The organism is Acinetobacter sp. WCHA29 (assembly GCF_002165335.1).
Lineage (GTDB): Bacteria > Pseudomonadota > Gammaproteobacteria > Pseudomonadales > Moraxellaceae > Acinetobacter.
In genome coordinates this window covers 117339-133674 of sequence record NZ_NHRQ01000003.1, presented here as the reverse complement: position 1 = coordinate 133674, position 16336 = coordinate 117339, and the positions used below count along the sequence as shown (strand labels likewise).

Annotated in this window: 16 protein-coding genes; 8 read left to right on the top strand and 8 right to left on the bottom strand. The window is 40.4% G+C overall.

Features of this window, described 5'->3' with window-relative positions; all coding sequences use genetic code 11:
• Positions 1-174: 174 nt before the first annotated feature.
• Positions 175-1044, top strand: coding sequence for a porin Omp33-36 (gene omp33-36, locus CDG59_RS03425; RefSeq protein WP_087543612.1), 870 nt, complete (start codon positions 175-177; stop codon positions 1042-1044).
• A 116-nt stretch (positions 1045-1160) separates the two neighbouring features.
• On the opposite strand, the gene CDG59_RS03420 is transcribed toward omp33-36, so the two are convergent.
• A complete protein-coding gene (locus tag CDG59_RS03420; protein ID WP_005156795.1) occupies positions 1161-1811 on the bottom strand; it encodes a response regulator in 651 nt (216 codons plus the stop codon).
• 351 nt (positions 1812-2162) lie between these two features.
• On the opposite strand from CDG59_RS03420, the gene msuE reads away from it, so the two are divergent.
• Together msuE and sfnG are read left to right on the top strand one after the other, a co-directional pair.
• Positions 2163-2903, top strand: a complete 741-nt coding sequence (msuE, locus tag CDG59_RS03415; RefSeq protein WP_087543610.1) for an FMN reductase — start codon at positions 2163-2165, stop codon at positions 2901-2903.
• A gap of 27 nt (positions 2904-2930) precedes the next feature.
• Positions 2931-4037, top strand: coding sequence for a dimethylsulfone monooxygenase SfnG (gene sfnG, locus CDG59_RS03410; RefSeq protein WP_087543609.1), 1107 nt, complete (start codon positions 2931-2933; stop codon positions 4035-4037).
• A gap of 78 nt (positions 4038-4115) precedes the next feature.
• On the opposite strand, the gene CDG59_RS03405 is transcribed toward sfnG, so the two are convergent.
• Complete coding sequence (locus CDG59_RS03405) at positions 4116-4529, bottom strand: Lrp/AsnC family transcriptional regulator (RefSeq protein ID WP_087537033.1); 414 nt, start codon at positions 4527-4529, stop codon at positions 4116-4118.
• Positions 4530-4634: 105 nt separating this feature from the next.
• On the opposite strand from CDG59_RS03405, the gene CDG59_RS03400 reads away from it, so the two are divergent.
• Entirely contained in the window at positions 4635-5177 is a 543-nt protein-coding gene (locus tag CDG59_RS03400; protein WP_087543740.1) for a cysteine hydrolase family protein, read from the top strand.
• A 55-nt stretch (positions 5178-5232) separates the two neighbouring features.
• On the opposite strand, the gene acs is transcribed toward CDG59_RS03400, so the two are convergent.
• Positions 5233-7176, bottom strand: a complete 1944-nt coding sequence (gene acs, locus CDG59_RS03395; RefSeq protein ID WP_087537034.1) for an acetate--CoA ligase — start codon at positions 7174-7176, stop codon at positions 5233-5235.
• Between the two features lie 282 nt (positions 7177-7458).
• Here acs and CDG59_RS03390 point away from each other — a divergent pair, with 282 nt between their 5' ends.
• Together CDG59_RS03390 and CDG59_RS03385 are read left to right on the top strand one after the other, a co-directional pair.
• Complete coding sequence (locus CDG59_RS03390; protein ID WP_005156807.1) at positions 7459-8028, top strand: DUF805 domain-containing protein; 570 nt, start codon at positions 7459-7461, stop codon at positions 8026-8028.
• A gap of 134 nt (positions 8029-8162) precedes the next feature.
• On the top strand, positions 8163-9134 hold the full coding sequence (locus tag CDG59_RS03385) for a mechanosensitive ion channel family protein (RefSeq protein ID WP_087543607.1): 972 nt from the start codon (positions 8163-8165) through the stop codon (positions 9132-9134).
• Here the strand turns inward: CDG59_RS03385 and CDG59_RS03380 are convergent.
• Together CDG59_RS03380 and CDG59_RS03375 are read right to left on the bottom strand one after the other, a co-directional pair.
• Positions 9123-9836: a 16S rRNA (uracil(1498)-N(3))-methyltransferase gene (locus CDG59_RS03380; RefSeq protein ID WP_087543606.1), complete on the bottom strand. Its 714-nt coding sequence runs from the start codon at positions 9834-9836 to the stop codon at positions 9123-9125. The genes CDG59_RS03385 and CDG59_RS03380 overlap by 12 nt on opposite strands.
• The gene (locus tag CDG59_RS03375; RefSeq protein ID WP_087543604.1) at positions 9833-11149 is read right to left on the bottom strand and encodes a 3-deoxy-D-manno-octulosonic acid transferase; all 1317 of its coding nucleotides are present in this window, start codon (positions 11147-11149) and stop codon (positions 9833-9835) included. Before CDG59_RS03375 ends, CDG59_RS03380 begins: the two co-directional genes overlap by 4 nt.
• A gap of 154 nt (positions 11150-11303) precedes the next feature.
• On the opposite strand from CDG59_RS03375, the gene CDG59_RS03370 reads away from it, so the two are divergent.
• Positions 11304-12320: a hypothetical protein gene (locus CDG59_RS03370; protein WP_087543603.1), complete on the top strand. Its 1017-nt coding sequence runs from the start codon at positions 11304-11306 to the stop codon at positions 12318-12320.
• A gap of 95 nt (positions 12321-12415) precedes the next feature.
• On the opposite strand, the gene CDG59_RS03365 is transcribed toward CDG59_RS03370, so the two are convergent.
• The 3 genes from CDG59_RS03365 to prfB form a co-directional block, all read right to left on the bottom strand.
• Entirely contained in the window at positions 12416-13468 is a 1053-nt protein-coding gene (locus tag CDG59_RS03365) for an alkene reductase (protein WP_087543601.1), read from the bottom strand.
• A 26-nt stretch (positions 13469-13494) separates the two neighbouring features.
• The gene (locus tag CDG59_RS03360; protein WP_087543600.1) at positions 13495-13797 is read right to left on the bottom strand and encodes an ArsR/SmtB family transcription factor; all 303 of its coding nucleotides are present in this window, start codon (positions 13795-13797) and stop codon (positions 13495-13497) included.
• A gap of 265 nt (positions 13798-14062) precedes the next feature.
• A protein-coding gene (gene prfB / locus CDG59_RS03355) for a peptide chain release factor 2 (protein WP_111313900.1) occupies positions 14063-15158 on the bottom strand; the annotation gives its coding sequence in 2 pieces (ribosomal slippage) (positions 14063-15085 and positions 15087-15158; 1095 coding nt in all).
• 387 nt (positions 15159-15545) lie between these two features.
• Here prfB and CDG59_RS03350 point away from each other — a divergent pair.
• Positions 15546-16301 (top strand): putative porin, encoded by a 756-nt coding sequence (locus CDG59_RS03350; protein WP_087543598.1) that lies wholly within the window; start codon positions 15546-15548, stop codon positions 16299-16301.
• Positions 16302-16336: the final 35 nt, after the last annotated feature.

Genomic DNA, 16336 nt, shown 5'->3' with positions numbered 1-16336 from the left:
TATTATATTTTTTCTAAAGTTGACAACCGAAACTCTAGCAGAGCAATTTTTAACCACCATTATTATCTTACATGATCATTTGTCGGAACATGTCATTTATTACATTGACATCATATTTTGTTACAATAGAATGAAATCCAACTTTACTCCTTACTGTAAAAGCTGGAAATTATTATGAAAAAACTCGGTTTAGCCACTGCTTTATTATTAGCCATGACCGGTGCTCAAGCTTACCAATTCGAAATCCAAGGTCAGTCTGAAGCTCTAGATTCTAACGATGAAAACAGAGATTTTAATAATTACACTGTTGGCGGACAAGCAACTTACTACTTCAAAAATGTAGATGCATCTAAAGGTCCTTTAGCAGAAGCAGCTTTTGTTAACCAAGCATCAAATGTAGCTCTTGGATATAACTTTGCTAATCTTGATGATACTAAATCTCAAAACGTAGGTGTTAAAGCTGAAGCTTATGTACCAACTCCATATACACCAGCGTATGCAAGCTTAAGCTATAGCGCGACTGACAATGACGGTAAATATGGCGAGAATGATGACCGTGGTCAGCGTTGGGCTGTTGAATTTGGTTCGGTGATCGCTCCTAACTTCCTTGTTGCTGTAGGTTATACGAACGTTGTTGAACAAACCTCTTTGGATACTTTCAAAATCTTAAATAAAGGTTTTGGTAAAGCAGTTGGTGAAACAGCGACTATCGCTGACAAGCAAGATGCAATCACTGCTCGTACTAAATACGTTGGTGCTATCGATGGCACGCCTATGTCAATCGGTTTCGAAACAGGTATCGTTTACGGTGAAGACACTGCATACGAGTTAAAAACTGATTTGTACCTAAACTCTAAACTTAGCACAGGTGTTTCATACGCTAAATCAAGTTTTGCAGATACACCTGATTCAGCTTGGGGCGTTAATGTAAACTACTTTATTACTCCAGCAGTTGCTGTAGGTGCAAGCTATTTAAATGCGAATGCTGTAGGTACTGATGAAGATATGCAAACTGTTGGCTTAAACGCTAAAGTACGCTTCTAATGCAGTCATAGATGTTCTAATTCAGCATCTATGCATAAAAAAACCCAGTTCATGAACTGGGTTTTTTTATTGTCTTTAAACATTTGAATAAACGAATGAGTTATTCAACTTGTTAATTACATCTTTTTATCTTCGATATTTAATGCACTAATTGCTAAAACAGCTTGCGTACGGTTTTGTACGCCTAATTTGCGGAAAATAGCCGTGACATGCGCTTTGATCGTGGCTTCTGATACGTCTAACTCATAAGCAATTTGTTTATTGAGCAGACCTTCTGCCACCATCATCAATACACGGAACTGTTGTGGTGTAAGCGATTGCAGACGTTCTGCCAACGCGGTTTCATCCGCAGCTCTTGGATCGAAACCATGATGCATGGCTAAATTCGGCGGTAGCCAAATTTCACCCTCTAATACATGTTTAATTGCTTCGCCAATATGACTTGGGTGTGATGATTTCGGGATATACCCCATTGCACCATGTGCAATTGCACGTTGGATAATCGAGACTTCTTCATGTGCTGATACAACAATGATTGGAATCGCTGGGTATTGTGCTCGTACGTATACCAAGGCAGAAAAACCAGATGCGCCGGGTAAATTCAGATCAAGTAATACGAGATCAGGTTCTGCACCATGCTCTAAGCGCTCATAGAATTCATCGACATCAGCAGTTTCCTGAATCTGTGCTTGAGGAAGACTATATCGAACCGCTTGAATTAAAGCATGTCTAAATAAAGGGTGGTCGTCTACAATTAAAATATTCATAAGCGCTGAGCTGTCTGCGAGTACGTCACTGTACGGTGTTTATTCAAATTTAATCTATCTTAGCCTATTTTTTAAATGAACTGTTGGTTAGACATCAAAACTTGTTTATTTCATCATAAATGCAAAACAATACAAACATTGATATAACTCACACAACATAGACCAATCAATACCTACTATACAGAAATAACCAATAGAAACAGAGTATTAAATTCATTTAATTTTTTCTACTGAATCCTTTATTGGTATATATACAAAACAGATAAGCTTGCAGCATTTCCTTATTTTACAACTTGGCATGCGGTGTAGATAAATAAATAGCAATTCGAAATGATCTTTTAGGCCGCTATTATGTCCAATCACAATACTCTCTCTACTCCCCTTAATATTGTTGCAGTATCTGGTGGTTTAAACAGCCCATCAAAAACAGAAAGTTTAGTTCAGGCGATTCTGGATGAGCTGTCTGAAGCAATTAATATTAAAGTGCATTTCGTTAAGCTGAGTGAAATTGGGCCTTTACTAGGCGGGGCAATTTATCGTAATCAACTGCCACAACGGGTACAAGATGATTTGGCTGCCGTTGAAGCCGCAGATGCATTGATTGTTGGAACACCTGTTTATCGTGCTTCGTTTACGGGCTTATTTAAGCATTTCTTCGACTTTGTTGAGCAAACAGCTTTGGTTGATGTACCTGTCTTACTCGCCGCTTCAGGTGGCAGTGACCGCCATGCACTGGTGTTAGAACATCAATTACGCCCTTTATTCAGTTTTTTCCAAGCACAAACCTTACCGATCGGGGTCTATGCCACTGATCGTGATTTCACGCCTGAATATACGGTTAAAAGCGAGCAATTGTCTGATCGCGTCACCTTGGCTGTGGCACGTGCTTTACCAATTTTGGAATGGGCACCTGCCAAAGGCCAACGTGCTGCTGCCATCAAAGCCAAAACTGAGCAAGCCAATCAGAATCTCGGCATCAATAAGCAAATCGAACAAGCAGAAGTCTTACCATCTGCGGCAGTACCGAATCTGGATGCAGCTGAATCTCGCTTACACCCGAAGTCAGCCAAGAAGTTAACCCACGTCGCATAAACCATATCTGTTATGGAGGATACAACGATGACAATAACAACATCAGCAATTAAATTTGCCTACTGGGTTCCTAATGTGAGTGGTGGTCTCGTTGTAAGCAACATTGAACAACGTACTGACTGGAGCTACGACTATAATGTCCGCCTCGCACAAGCAGCGGAACGAAGCGGCTTTGAATATGCCCTTACACAAATCCGTTTTACCGCTGGCTATGGCGCAGAAAACCAACATGAATCCGTGAGTTTCAGCCATGCTTTATTGGCAAAAACCGAAAAACTCAAAGTCATTGCAGCGATCCTACCAGGCCCTTGGAAACCTGTACTCGCCGCTAAACAACTAGCGACCATTGACTACCTCACCCAAGGGCGTATTGCGATTAATGTGGTCAGCGGCTGGTTCCGTGGCGAATTTGATGCGATTGGCGAACCTTGGCCTGAGCATGATGAACGTTATGTTCGTTCGGAGGAATTTATTCGTACCCTCAAAGGTATCTGGACAGCTGACAATGACAGCTTTGATGGCAAATATTACCAATTCCAAAATTACACGCTTAAACCGAAACCTTTGCAAAAACCTTATATCGAAGTGTTTCAAGGTGGCAGTTCCCGTGCAGCACGTGATATGGCCGCGCGTGTATCAGACTGGTATTTTACCAACGGCAATAGCGTTGAAGAAATCAAGAAGCAAGTTGATGATGTCCGCAGCAAAGCAAAGTTAGCCAACAGACAAGTCAAGATTGGGGTTAATGCCTTTATCATTGCCCGTGATACTGAGGAAGAAGCCAAAGCAGTACTGAATGAAATCATAGCTCAAGCCAATGTCGAAGCGGTGAATGCCTTCGGTGATGCCACCCGTGAAGCAGGTGCAGCAGCCCCTGAGCGTGAGGGCAATTGGGCAAAATCGACCTTTGATGATTTGGTTCAATACAATGATGGTTTTAAAACAAATCTGATCGGTACTCCGCAACAAATTGCGGAACGGATTGTGGCCTTAAAGAATGTTGGCGTTGATTTGGTTCTTTCAGGCTTTCTACATTTTATTGAAGAAGTAGAATATTTTGGAGCAAAAGTTCTACCGTTAGTCCGTCAACTTGAGCAACAACAGGAACAGCGTCTCGCAGCAAAATCAGCTTAGTTTTCAGTGCTGAATAAGAAGAAAAACAAAAGAAATGGCAAATCTTCCCCCAAGGCTCGGCTTGGGGCTTTTTTTATTTTAACGGGTCTCAATTTCCCGCATGACCGTTTCAACCGAATATCGGCACCACTGCGACAGTTGCTCAATAAATTCATTTAATTGTGATGGATTAAAATGGCTAACAATCATATAGCAGGCGTTGCCGAGAATTTTAAAACACTCATCCACTTGCTCATATTGTTTGACCAAACGCTCAACCTCAATAAAAGCTTGCTGATCATTCATAAACAGTTGGATGAATTGTTTATGTTCATATTTTATCGCGATGGTGTAATTTTTGATAAAGCCTGCATCCATTAACTGTGCAATACGAGCGCCAACGGCCTGCCCAGTCCGATGCACCCGCTGTCCAATTTCTTTATGGCTTAAACGCGAATCTTGTTTTAGCAATTCAATAATTTTCAGATCAATCGGATCAAGTTCAATATTCATTTTTCATTACGAAAGAAAACCAGCAACAATGCTTTCATCTGAATATAGCGGATTTTTCACACTTCCCCTACTCTTGTTTTATCTTAACGTTGGAAGAAAAAAATGATGAAACAAGCCTTACTGATTATTGATGTCCAAAACGATTATTTTAAAAATGGCAAAATGGAATTGGTCAATCCAGAGCTTGCTCTAGCGCAAACCAATCTATTGGAAGACCATTTTATTCAAAACAATTTACCGATTATTTATATTCAGCATATTAACCCTACCTCTGCCAGTTTCTTTCAGGAAAATACCGTGGGTGTTGAATTACATCCTCAACTTAAAGTCACAGATCAATCAGTGATTGTCAAAAAGCATTTTCCCAATAGCTTTTTGGAAACCAATCTTCAAACCATCCTTGAACAGCATCAAGTTGAACAGTTAGTGATCACAGGTATGATGACCCATGTCTGTATTGACTCAGGGACACGTGCAGCCAAAGAACTTGGATACCAACCCATTGTGATCGCAGATGCCACTGCAACCCGTGATCTTGAACATGATGCTAAGATCGTCAAAGCAGCCGATGTACAAACGGCATTTTTATCTGCACTCGGTTTCTTTGCCACAGTACAAAACACGGCTGATTTTTTAGCACAGAATTAAATCATGCAGAAAAAAAGAGCGTTCGATCGAACGCTCTTTTTAAATTTGAATAGGTTTATCGGTTTGGATAAACCGTGGCAATCAGATGCTCAACCACAGCCGGCTCAGCCAATGTTGAGGTATCGCCTAAGCTATCCAACTCATTGGCAGCAATCTTTCTCAAAATACGGCGCATGATTTTACCTGAACGGGTTTTTGGCAAAGCAGGTGCCCAATGCAGTGCATCTGGGGTTGCTACAGGCCCAAGCACTTTACGCACCCAGCTCACCAACTCCTTCCGTAGCTCCTCAGATTCCGCCACATCGGCTTGCAAGGTGACAAAAGTACAAATCCCTTGACCTTTAATGTCATGTGGCATACCAACAACTGCCGCTTCAGCCACTGCTTCATGTGCAACCAATGCACTTTCAATCTCGGCTGTCCCTAAACGATGACCTGAAATGTTCAGTACATCATCAACACGCCCAGTGATCCAATAATAGCCATCGGCATCACGGCGTGCACCATCACCAGTAAAATAATAGCCTTTAAAAGTTGAGAAATAAGCTTCAATAAAGCGCTCTGGATCGCCCCAAATCGTTCTCATTTGGCCCGGCCATGAGTCTTTAATGACCAAATTACCTTCTGTTGCTCCGTCCAATTCATTTCCTTCGCCATCGACTAACGCAGGTTGTACTCCAAAGAATGGACGTGTTGCTGAACCCGGTTTGAGTGCAGTTGCACCCGGCAATGGTGAAATTAAAATGCCACCTGTTTCTGTTTGCCACCAAGTATCGACAATTGGGCAACGGCCTTCACCCACCACTTCATGGTACCAGTTCCATGCTTCAGGGTTAATTGGTTCACCGACTGAACCCAGCAAACGTAAACTACTCCGATCACTTTCACGCACGTAGGCATCGCCTTCACGCATCATGGCGCGAATTGCAGTTGGTGCAGTATATAAAATCGTGATGTTATGTTTATCAATCACATGACCAATACGTGCCCAAGTTGGATATTGTGGAATTCCCTCGAACATGACCGTAGTAGTGGCATTACTCAACGGACCATAAAGTAAATAACTATGTCCCGTAATCCAGCCTACATCTGCAGTACACCAATACACATCATCTTCTTTGAGATCAAAGACTTCTCTAAAAGTAGTGTTGACATAAACCAGATAACCACCTGTGGTATGTAACACGCCTTTCGGTTTTCCTGTTGAGCCCGAGGTGTACAGAATGAAGAGCGGATCTTCTGCTTTCATCGGTTCTGGTGGACAGTGTTCATTTACTTCCATAATCGCAAGGTGATACCAAACGTCACGCTCAGCATTGAACTGAATCGGATTCCCTGTACGATGCACCACAATCACATTTTCGACACTACTGGTGCCATCAATTTCTAAGGCTGCATCTACATTTTCTTTCAGTGGAATAAGCTTACCGCCGCGCATGCCCGCATCCGCAGTAATCACTAATTTTGCTTGACTATCTTCGATACGGCTAGCCAATGAGTCTGGTGAGAACCCACCAAACACCACACAATGCACAGCACCAATTCGTGCACAGGCCAACATGGCAATCGCTGCCTCAGGCACCATTGGCATATATAGCACCACACGATCACCCTTGCGAATGCCTTGTTTTTTTAGCACATTGGCAAAACGACAGACTTCATCGTGTAGTTCAGAAAATGAGATGATTTTATGACGTGAAGGATGATCACCTTCCCAGATAATCGCAGGCTTTAAAGGATTATCTTTAAGATGACGATCTAAACAGTTGGCTGAAACATTCAGTTCACCATCGGCGAACCACTCAATTTTGAAATTATCTGCGTTAAAACTTGTATTTTTAACCTGTGTGAATGGTTTGATCCAATCAATATTTTTTGCTTCCTGTGCCCAAAATACTTCGGGTTGCTCAATTGAATCCTGATAACGTTTGAAATAGTCTGCTTCCGAGATTCTTGCCATTTCTTTGAATTTATCAGGCACTGGGTAGATTTCTTTCATAGCTCACTTCCTTTGTTTTTTATTTCATACCTTAGATATACACATCTATTTTTCGGGTATATTTTGTTTTCTCTTGCAGTATGGTCATCATTTACAAGAGCAAACAATGCGGCTTTGGTCGTAAGAATGTTATGTTTTAGCAACCAAATTTTTTTCAAAAATTTACTCAAAATAATTTAAATTTGAACTGCTTGTCTATGCTTTTTACTTTTAAAATAAGTGATTATTTTGATCATTGCTAAGACCTTAAAAGATTTAATAATCAAAAAATAGGAATTCATCATGTTCGATCAAACACTATCTGCCCCAATTCAGCCTCAATACGATCATCCTTTATCTGCTAAAGGACGTTTTAATCGCTTAAGCTATCTAGGTTGGTATGGTTTGTTGAGTGTCAGTTGGACGGTTCTTTTCATTCTTATTGCCACAATTTCGGCGAGTCTAAGTGTAAATGATGTACAGATTCATGAACCAATCTTATCTGCATTTTCAGGAATCGGAGGAATTGCGCTGATTGCACTATGGTTTGCTGGTTTTTATTTTCAGATCATTTTTTTAATCCGACGTTTACATGATCTGAATAAAACAGGGTGGCTATGTCTATTATTACTGGTGCCAATCCTTCAATTCTTTTTTACACTTTATGTCTTATTTGCAGCAGGCACACCTCATCGCAATGATTATGGCGATGTCCGCCCATCCACCATATGGGAAAAACTATTTGCATGGATCATGATTATATTCAGTTTAATGATGATATTTGGCATGTTTATCTTTAGCTATTATTTTGCTAGCCCTGACTTTTGGGGTACACCAACCCAGATCTTACAAAATACAACTGAGTATTTTTAATACTTTATCGAACAGCCAAATTTGAACTACTCAATAAATAAAACCGTTACGGAATTTATCATGCATGATCAGCATAAATTCATTATGATAGCTCCCCTAATAAATTCCTTACGTTGCGAAATAGAGATTTTCCCGTGGCAAATGAGCAAACGACATTAACTGAGGTCGCTAAAGATACTGGTGAATTGATTCATCAAGCAGGTGCAAAAACCACGCAAACGGTATTGGCACATACTGAAAAATATCATGATGCCTATACAACAATCGATAAAATTATGGATAGCTTTTGGGAGCGTGTGCCCTATATCTGTATTGCGATCACAGTATTTGTCATTTTTTGGCTACTGACTAAGTTATTTAAATTCTTTATTCGCAAAACTTTGGAAAACCGTAGCTATACCCGACAAAACTTAGTATTGGTTCTCAACCGTGTCGGAAGCACTTTTATTCTATTCTTTGGTTTTTTAATTGCATTGGTCATCGCTATTCCAGGTTTCACCCCAAGCCAGTTAATCGGAGCATTGGGAATCGGTTCTGTTGCGATCGGTTTTGCTTTCAAAGATATTTTCCAAAACTTGCTATCAGGTATCTTAATTTTACTCAGTGAACCTTTCCGCATCGGCGATGATATTGTTGTGAATGGTTTTGAAGGCAATGTTGAGGATATCCAGATTCGTGCCACATTCCTGCGTTCTCCAGATGGTCGCCGTATCGTCATTCCCAATGCGACGGTGTATACCAGTGCCGTGACAGTGAACAATGCCTATCAGCGTCGTCGTTGTGAGTTTGTCGTTGGTATTGGCTATGAAGATGATATGCAGAAAGCAAAAAAAATCATTATGGATATTTTAGACCGTAATCTCAATGTACTGAGCCAACCCAGTTTCTCGGTCAATGTCACCGCACTTGCAGATTTCTCAATTAATTTAACCGTCCGTTGGTGGGTAAATACCACAGAAACCACCACATCTGCATCAATTAGTGAAATTCAAGAACTGGTTGTAACAGCCTTCGATGAAAAAGGAATTTCGATTCCTTACCCAGTACAAGAAGTCAAAGTGTATCGTGGTGATCAATCTGATCATACAGAGAACTTAGATAAATAATCGCCCTAAAATATGTGATACTGCCGTTTCAGTTCGTAAAATTCGGTTGCCTAAGCTCATCGCTTGGCAGCCATTTTTTTTGAGCAGATCAACCTCATACGGAATAAATCCACCTTCTGGGCCAACAATTAAGTGACATGAATGTTGAATCGCGTAAGGCATCTGCTGTTCTGCATAAGGGTGTGCGACATAAGCAGGTTTCTGATCCGAAATAAATGTAGTCAAAACATCTTCAACAAAAGGTTTAAAGCGTTTATACAATTGAATTTCAGGTGCAATCGTGTCGCCTGCTTGCTCTAAACCTAAAGTCACATAATCATCGAGTTGCTGTAAAAATGGGCTTTGCCAATAGCTTTTATCCACTCGATAACTATGAATCAAACTGATCCGTTCCACACCTAAAGTCACCGCATCCATGATGATACGGCGTAACACTTTAGGACGTGGCAAAGCAAGAATTAAATGCACAGGTAACTTTGCTGGGATTGCTTCAACCTGAATTGGTCTTATGCAAATCTGTTGCTCAGAAACAGATATTACTTCCGTAAGATAGCGTTGACCATTACGCACGCCGACTTTTAAAGTATCACCACAATTCAACTGAATATGCTGTTGTAAATGTTGTAGTTGACGTTTATTTTCAATCTGCCAGATATTATCTGTTGTCGTGATTTGATTAGGTTCAAGTAAAACAATATTCATGACAAAGCTTTAAATTCTAAATAATGATCAATCAATTGAATATGCTTTTGGAGTGAGCCTTTATTTCTTTGTAGAACCAATTCAGCCTGTTCAATCAATTGCTGAGTCTGTATTCGGTCATCTAAACAACTCAAAAGTTGCTGTGCTACTTGCACTGCATCTGTTCCAATCAAAATTCCGTGTTCCGCTACAAACTCATCTACGATACTTTGGAAATTAAAATAGCGTGGGCCAATCACAGTCGGTACATCTAAAACCATCGGTTCTAAAATATTATGTCCGCCACCTGGCTCATTCAATGAACCACCAACAAAACAAGCTTGGCTGAGTGCATACCACAGCCACATTTCGCCCATACTGTCGGCAAGGAAAACCTGTGTATCAGTTTGAATTGGCTGTTTAAGACTACGGCGTTGCGTATTTAAATTTAAACTCTGGCAAATTTTATACACCTCATCAAAGCGCTCTGGATGACGCGGTACCACAATACAGAGCAAATTTGGATTTGAATTTAAATGTGGTTGTAATTGTCTTAATAAATTTTCTTCTTCAGGTGAATGGGTGCTAGCTAAGGTAATCACCTGACGATCTAGCAATTGCCAATGTTGTTTTAACTGTTCCGCCTGCTGGATATAGTGTTGTGGTGCTGCAATATCAAACTTGATATTACCCACCACCTGACTTTTAGCTTGATCTAGCCCCAAATCCATATAACGCTGTTGTGTCGCGATGTCCTGAGCCAACAACCATGTGAGTTGCTGCAACATCGGCTGTGTTAAACGGCGAACTTTGCCATAACCTTTCGCTGATTTTGCTGAAAGACGAGCATTCAATAAGATACATGGGATTTGTTGCTGTTTCGCTTGGGCAATTAAGTTTGGCCAAATTTCAGTTTCAACTAGAGCGAGTAGCTTCGGCTGATATAGCTCAAAAAATTGTTTCAGTAATGGCTTTTGATCAACAGGCAAATAGACCGCCTGAAAAAGTGCTGGATATTTTTCGGAAAATAAACTCTTGGCTCTGGCTTGTCCTGTCTTAGTGGTATTGGTCACTAAAACTGAATGTCCAAGTTTTAGATAGTGCTCAATCAAAGGTTGAGCAGCATTCGTTTCTCCAACCGATACCACATGAAACCAAATCGTATTTAAATTTTTAGGGGGTTGAAATGGTCCAAAACGCTCTAGACACTCTTGCTGAAATAGTGCATCACTTTCAGCCCGTTGTTTAATTTTCCAACGGTATAAAGGCTTGAGACATATCAGTAAAAAGTTATACCAAAATGGTGTTTGCTGTACTGCGTTTTGCTGCGCCATCCTAGACCATAATTTAGAATTTGATTTCAGCTCATTATGCGGAAGTTTCATATGCATTGACAATTGATTATTGTATGTTGCACTTTGATTAAATATTTCTTTATAAAGAAAAATGATATCTTAGAACAAAGAATAATCCATTTTGAGAAAAACAATGCAACCTGATTGGTTCAAACAAATAAAACAACCTTCTGATGAAACAACACAAGAATATCTACCCCGTCATCCATTTAAAATTATTCTCCCTTTTTTAATTCTAGCGTTACTGTGCTGCTTATGGACGCTTCTAGCCAGTCACTTAGGCGCATTAATGAAAGCCAGTTTTTTACTTGTGGTTCCCTTTATTATTGGTGCACTGATTGTATATATCCAGAATTACCGAAAGGCTGTTTCATTTATACAAAGTTTTAAAGTGATTATTATTTTCCTCGTTTTGCTCTTATTGTTCTCGATTGTTGTACTACATGAAGGTGCTATTTGCGTTGTAATTATGACCCCGATTTTATTGGGCGGTATGCTGATTGGCGCTTTATTCATGAAAGGGCTGTGTTACAAAATATGGAAACCGAATAAGGGCATTTATAGCCTCGTATTATTACCATTTATTCTGCTGCCTATCCCTGAGAAAACCCAACTGCATTATGATCATGTTAATCGCAGTATTCTGATCAATGCTCCTGCCAAGGTCATTTGGCAACAACTCAATCATGCCGACAATATTCAACCACATGAATTTAAACCGAGCGTGTTATACAGCATTGGTGTGCCTTATCCTGTTTCGGGGTTGACTAAACCGACGAATGAAGGATTGATCCGATATTCAACTTGGCAAAAAAATATTCATTTTGAGGAAATTATTCAACAATCCAAACCTAATCAATATCTCAGTTGGACCTATCGTTTCTCCCCAACCTCCATTCCTCAAGGCGCGCTAGATGATCATGTCAGCATTGGAGGGAAATATTTTGATCTTCGATATACCTCGTTTGAATTGACACCAATCAATGATCAGCAAACTAAGCTCACACTAAAAATTGATTATCGAATTAGCACCGAAGTCAATTTTTATGCCAATCAGATTGCACAATTGATGGTGCATGATTTTTCCAATGTGATTCTGGATTTTTATAAGAATCGAAGTGAACAGGCAGTACAGCAAAGTAAGTCTTAAAAGTAAAAAAATCAAGCAGCTAATGGTCCGCTTGATCTTTCATCTGAGTTCAGTCCAGATTATTTTTATCCAGCACAGGTTGCTTAGGCTTCCAACTATTCAAAGGTAGGATAATCGGTATAACCTTCTGCACCTACACCATATAAAGTTTCAAATTGAACCTGATTTAAAGGCAAATCATGTTCCAAACGTTCTAATAGATCTGGATTGGCAATATAAGCTAATCCAAAAGCCACAGCATCTGCTTGCTTAGTTTCTAAAATCTGTTTTGCTGATGCTGGTGTTAATTTCTCGTTAGCAATCCACACCCCTTTGAATTTAGGGCGGAGTTGCGGCTGTAAACTATCTTCCGCTTCATATTCACGGGTAAAGATAAAGGCCACATTGCGCTGATCAAGTTGTTCAACCACATAACCAAAAGTTGCGAGTGGATTATCATCACCCATGTCATGTGAATCACCACGCGGTGCCAAATGCACACCCACCCGACCTGCACCCCATACCTCAATAAAGGCATCCACAATTTGCAACAACAAGCGCGCGCGGTTTTCAATTGAACCACCATACTCATCATCACGAATATTGGTGCTACTTTGCAGGAACTGATCGATCAGGTAACCATTGGCTGCATGCAACTCAACACCATCAAAACCTGCTGCTTTCGCTAACTCAGCCGCATGTTTATATTGTGCGACGATTTCTTGGATTTCTTCATGCGATAAAGCACGAGGTGTAACGAAAGGACGTTTTGGACGCAGTAAACTCACTTCACCCGCAGGTTGAATCGCACTTGGTGCAACTGGAATATCACCATCTAATAAGTCAGGATGTGAAATACGACCGACATGCCATAGCTGAACCACAATCTTTGAACCTTGCGCATGCACTGCTTCAACAATTTTGTTCCACGCCTGAGCTTGTTCTTGTGACCATAAGCCTGGCGTATTGGCATAGCCAGCAGCTTTCGGACTAATCACCGTCGCTTCAGTGATAATTAAGCCCGCATTGGCACGTTGTTGATAGTATTCCACCATTAAATCGTTTGGAATACGCTCAACACCACTACGAGCTCTCGTCAAAGGTGATAAAACCAAACGGTTTTTAATCGTAAAATCACCCACTTGTAACGCAGAATTTAGTTCAGCCATGATCGCCTCAATTTACACTTATTCAGTTAAAGTGTTTGTTTTAAATGTTCGATATATTGCTGAATCAAAGCTTCATTTCTGGTGAAATAGGACCACTGCCCATATTTCTCAACTTGAATCAAACCTGCCTGCTGTAACACAGACAAATGATTTGACATGGTTGATTGTGCAACTTTGCCAAGACGTTCAATATGACCTGCACATACGCCTCGTTCAAAACTGCCACCACATTCCTGCACCGGTAAAAATTGCTCAGGCTCTTTTAGCCACTGCAAAATCTGTCGGCGTAATGGATTGGCTAAGGCTTTGCTAATAATGTCAATATCCATAGACTCACCATGTTGATCAAGCGGCAAAACTCTGTTCAGCACCTAAACCCAGTATATCGTATTTTTTAAATATTAATATCTGTTTTTTTCGATATTAATATCCTATTTTTTCGATTAACTAAACAATGCTGAACCAAGCCACTTTGATATACTTGTTTTCATTGAATAAAGTCTCCATCCGCTCAGGAATAGGAGACTTTTTCTCACACTTTAAATTCGAGTATTCCCTCTCCTGACAGGAGAAGATTAGGGAGAGGGAAGAGATTTATAGACCTTGCTTTAAACTTGCTTCAATGAACTTATCCAAATCACCATCTAAGACTGCTTTAGTATTTGAATTTTCAATACCAGTACGCAAATCTTTAATACGTGAATCATCTAGGACATAAGAACGAATCTGACTGCCCCAACCAATATCTGACTTCGAGTCTTCCAATGCTTGAGCTGCTTCATTACGTTTGCTCATCTCTAACTCATAGAGTTTGGCACGTAATTGCTTCCATGCATGGTCACGGTTCGCATGCTGTGAACGTTGGTTCTGACATGCCACCACGATACCTGTTGGTGCGTGAGTGAGACGAACTGCCGAATCGGTTTTGTTAATGTGCTGACCACCCGCACCCGAAGCACGATAAGTATCGGTACGGACATCCGATGGATTAATATCAATTTCGATATTGTCATCAATCTCAGGTGAGATAAATACCGCAGAGAATGAGGTATGACGGTTGTTATTACTGTCAAATGGTGACTTACGTACTAAACGGTGTACGCCACTTTCGGTACGTAACCAGCCATAAGCAAACTCGCCATCGACACGGATGGTTGCGGATTTAATGCCTGCCACGTCACCATCAGACACTTCCATCAATTCAGCTTTAAAGCCATGACGTTCGATCCAACGCAGATACATCCGCAGTAACATCGATGCCCAGTCTTGTGCTTCCGTACCACCAGAACCTGATTGGATTTCAAGGAAACATGGATTTGGATCCATTGGATTACTAAACATGCGGCGGAATTCTAAGTTACCTAAAGCCTGTTCAGCACTATCAAGTTCAGCCTGAACATCTTCTAGTAAAGTTTCATCATCGGCTTCTACAGCCAAATCAAGCATCGCTTTAGCATCATCTAGCTGCTCTGCAAGACGATCAAACACACCTAAAGTATTTTCCAAACTGCCCTTTTCTTTCGCAATCGCTTGCGCACGACTCTGATCATTCCAAATCGTTGGGTCTTCTAGTTCTCTCAATACTTCTTCTAAACGCTCAGCCTTTAGATCGTAGTCAAAGATACCCCCGTAGTGTCTGGCTACGATCAGATAAATCTTTCAATTGGACTAAGTACGGATTAATTTCCACGCGTATTTTCTCACAATATTTTTCACTCAATCTCATATTTTAACATAACTATTTTCAGGACACAGCCGTGTCTTTTTTTGTGAGAATATAAGGCAAAAATGCCCTTCAACTTGATTTCTGTTAGACACATTTGCTAATAAAAATTCGCAAAAAACACACCAAAGCCATCTAGATAAACAATTTATCTAGCCGTTTTAACAAAAGCTCACATTTATATTAAACAATAAATATCAAATAGATACGTCCAATAACTTACAAAAAAACAACATTGCTACAGTTTGGTTACGTTCTCAAGATTGACTCGCGGTTTTTTTCTACTAAACTGAAAATGTAACAAAAAATGTAATCACTTATAAATTGGTATATTATCTCAAAAAGGGGTTAACCATGAAAAAATTAGCAATTACATCTGCACTGTTATCTGCATTGGCAATCACAGGCACTGCGCACGCATACCAAGCTGAAGTAGGCGGCACCTATGCATATACTGATATTGATAATGGTGATTCAGCAAACACTTTCGCTGTTGATGGTGCCTATTATTTCAAACCAGTACAAGTTCGCAATTCACCATTAAATGAAGCTGCATTTTTAGATCGTGCTAGCAATATCAATGCCGACCTAAGTAATACAGATTTTGATGATGTTGATGTTACGACTTTTAATGTCGGTGTTGAGTACTTTGTTCCAAACTCAGATTTTTATTTAAATGGTCGTGTTGGCTTAGTTGATACTGATGCTGGCGATGCAACCACTTATGCCGCAGAAGTTGGTTACTTGCCTGTGACTGGCTTTTTAATTGCTGCTGGTTTAGCAGGTGAAGACGTGGATGGCGGTGATAATGAAGTTGATCCGACCCTACGTGCAAAATACGTTACTCAAGTAGGCCAATATGACATCAACCTTGAAGCGAACGCTCGTTTTGGTGATGACAATTTCTATGGTCTTGGCGGTGACTTGTACCTAGACAAAACATTCAGTGTTGGTGTTGGTTACACAGGTAGTGATGCAGATGGCGTTGATGACGACGTTTTTGATATCCGTGCGAAAAAGTTCCTCAATCAACAAGTGAGCCTAGAAGGTTCTATCGGTTTTGCTGATGAAGCCAATATATATGGCGTACGTGCTGCATACCGCTTCTAACGCATAACTGATCTCTAAAAAAGAGATAAAAACAG

Bases quoted from the DNA above. Each gene is read 5' to 3' on its own strand.
- CDG59_RS03420 (WP_005156795.1), bottom strand. From the start codon at position 1,811: ATGAATATTTTAATTGTAGACGACCACCCTTTATTTAGACATGCTTTA.
- CDG59_RS03370 (WP_087543603.1), top strand. From the start codon at position 11,304: ATGCAACCTGATTGGTTCAAACAAATAAAACAACCTTCTGATGAAACA.
- CDG59_RS03380 (WP_087543606.1), bottom strand. From the start codon at position 9,836: ATGAATATTGTTTTACTTGAACCTAATCAAATCACGACAACAGATAAT.
- CDG59_RS03405 (WP_087537033.1), bottom strand. From the start codon at position 4,529: ATGAATATTGAACTTGATCCGATTGATCTGAAAATTATTGAATTGCTA.
- msuE (WP_087543610.1), top strand. From the start codon at position 2,163: ATGTCCAATCACAATACTCTCTCTACTCCCCTTAATATTGTTGCAGTA.
- CDG59_RS03360 (WP_087543600.1), bottom strand. From the start codon at position 13,797: ATGGATATTGACATTATTAGCAAAGCCTTAGCCAATCCATTACGCCGA.
- CDG59_RS03400 (WP_087543740.1), top strand. From the start codon at position 4,635: ATGAAACAAGCCTTACTGATTATTGATGTCCAAAACGATTATTTTAAA.
- acs (WP_087537034.1), bottom strand. From the start codon at position 7,176: ATGAAAGAAATCTACCCAGTGCCTGATAAATTCAAAGAAATGGCAAGA.
- CDG59_RS03390 (WP_005156807.1), top strand. From the start codon at position 7,459: ATGTTCGATCAAACACTATCTGCCCCAATTCAGCCTCAATACGATCAT.
- CDG59_RS03375 (WP_087543604.1), bottom strand. From the start codon at position 11,149: ATGGCGCAGCAAAACGCAGTACAGCAAACACCATTTTGGTATAACTTT.
- CDG59_RS03365 (WP_087543601.1), bottom strand. From the start codon at position 13,468: ATGGCTGAACTAAATTCTGCGTTACAAGTGGGTGATTTTACGATTAAA.
- CDG59_RS03350 (WP_087543598.1), top strand. From the start codon at position 15,546: ATGAAAAAATTAGCAATTACATCTGCACTGTTATCTGCATTGGCAATC.
- omp33-36 (WP_087543612.1), top strand. From the start codon at position 175: ATGAAAAAACTCGGTTTAGCCACTGCTTTATTATTAGCCATGACCGGT.
- sfnG (WP_087543609.1), top strand. From the start codon at position 2,931: ATGACAATAACAACATCAGCAATTAAATTTGCCTACTGGGTTCCTAAT.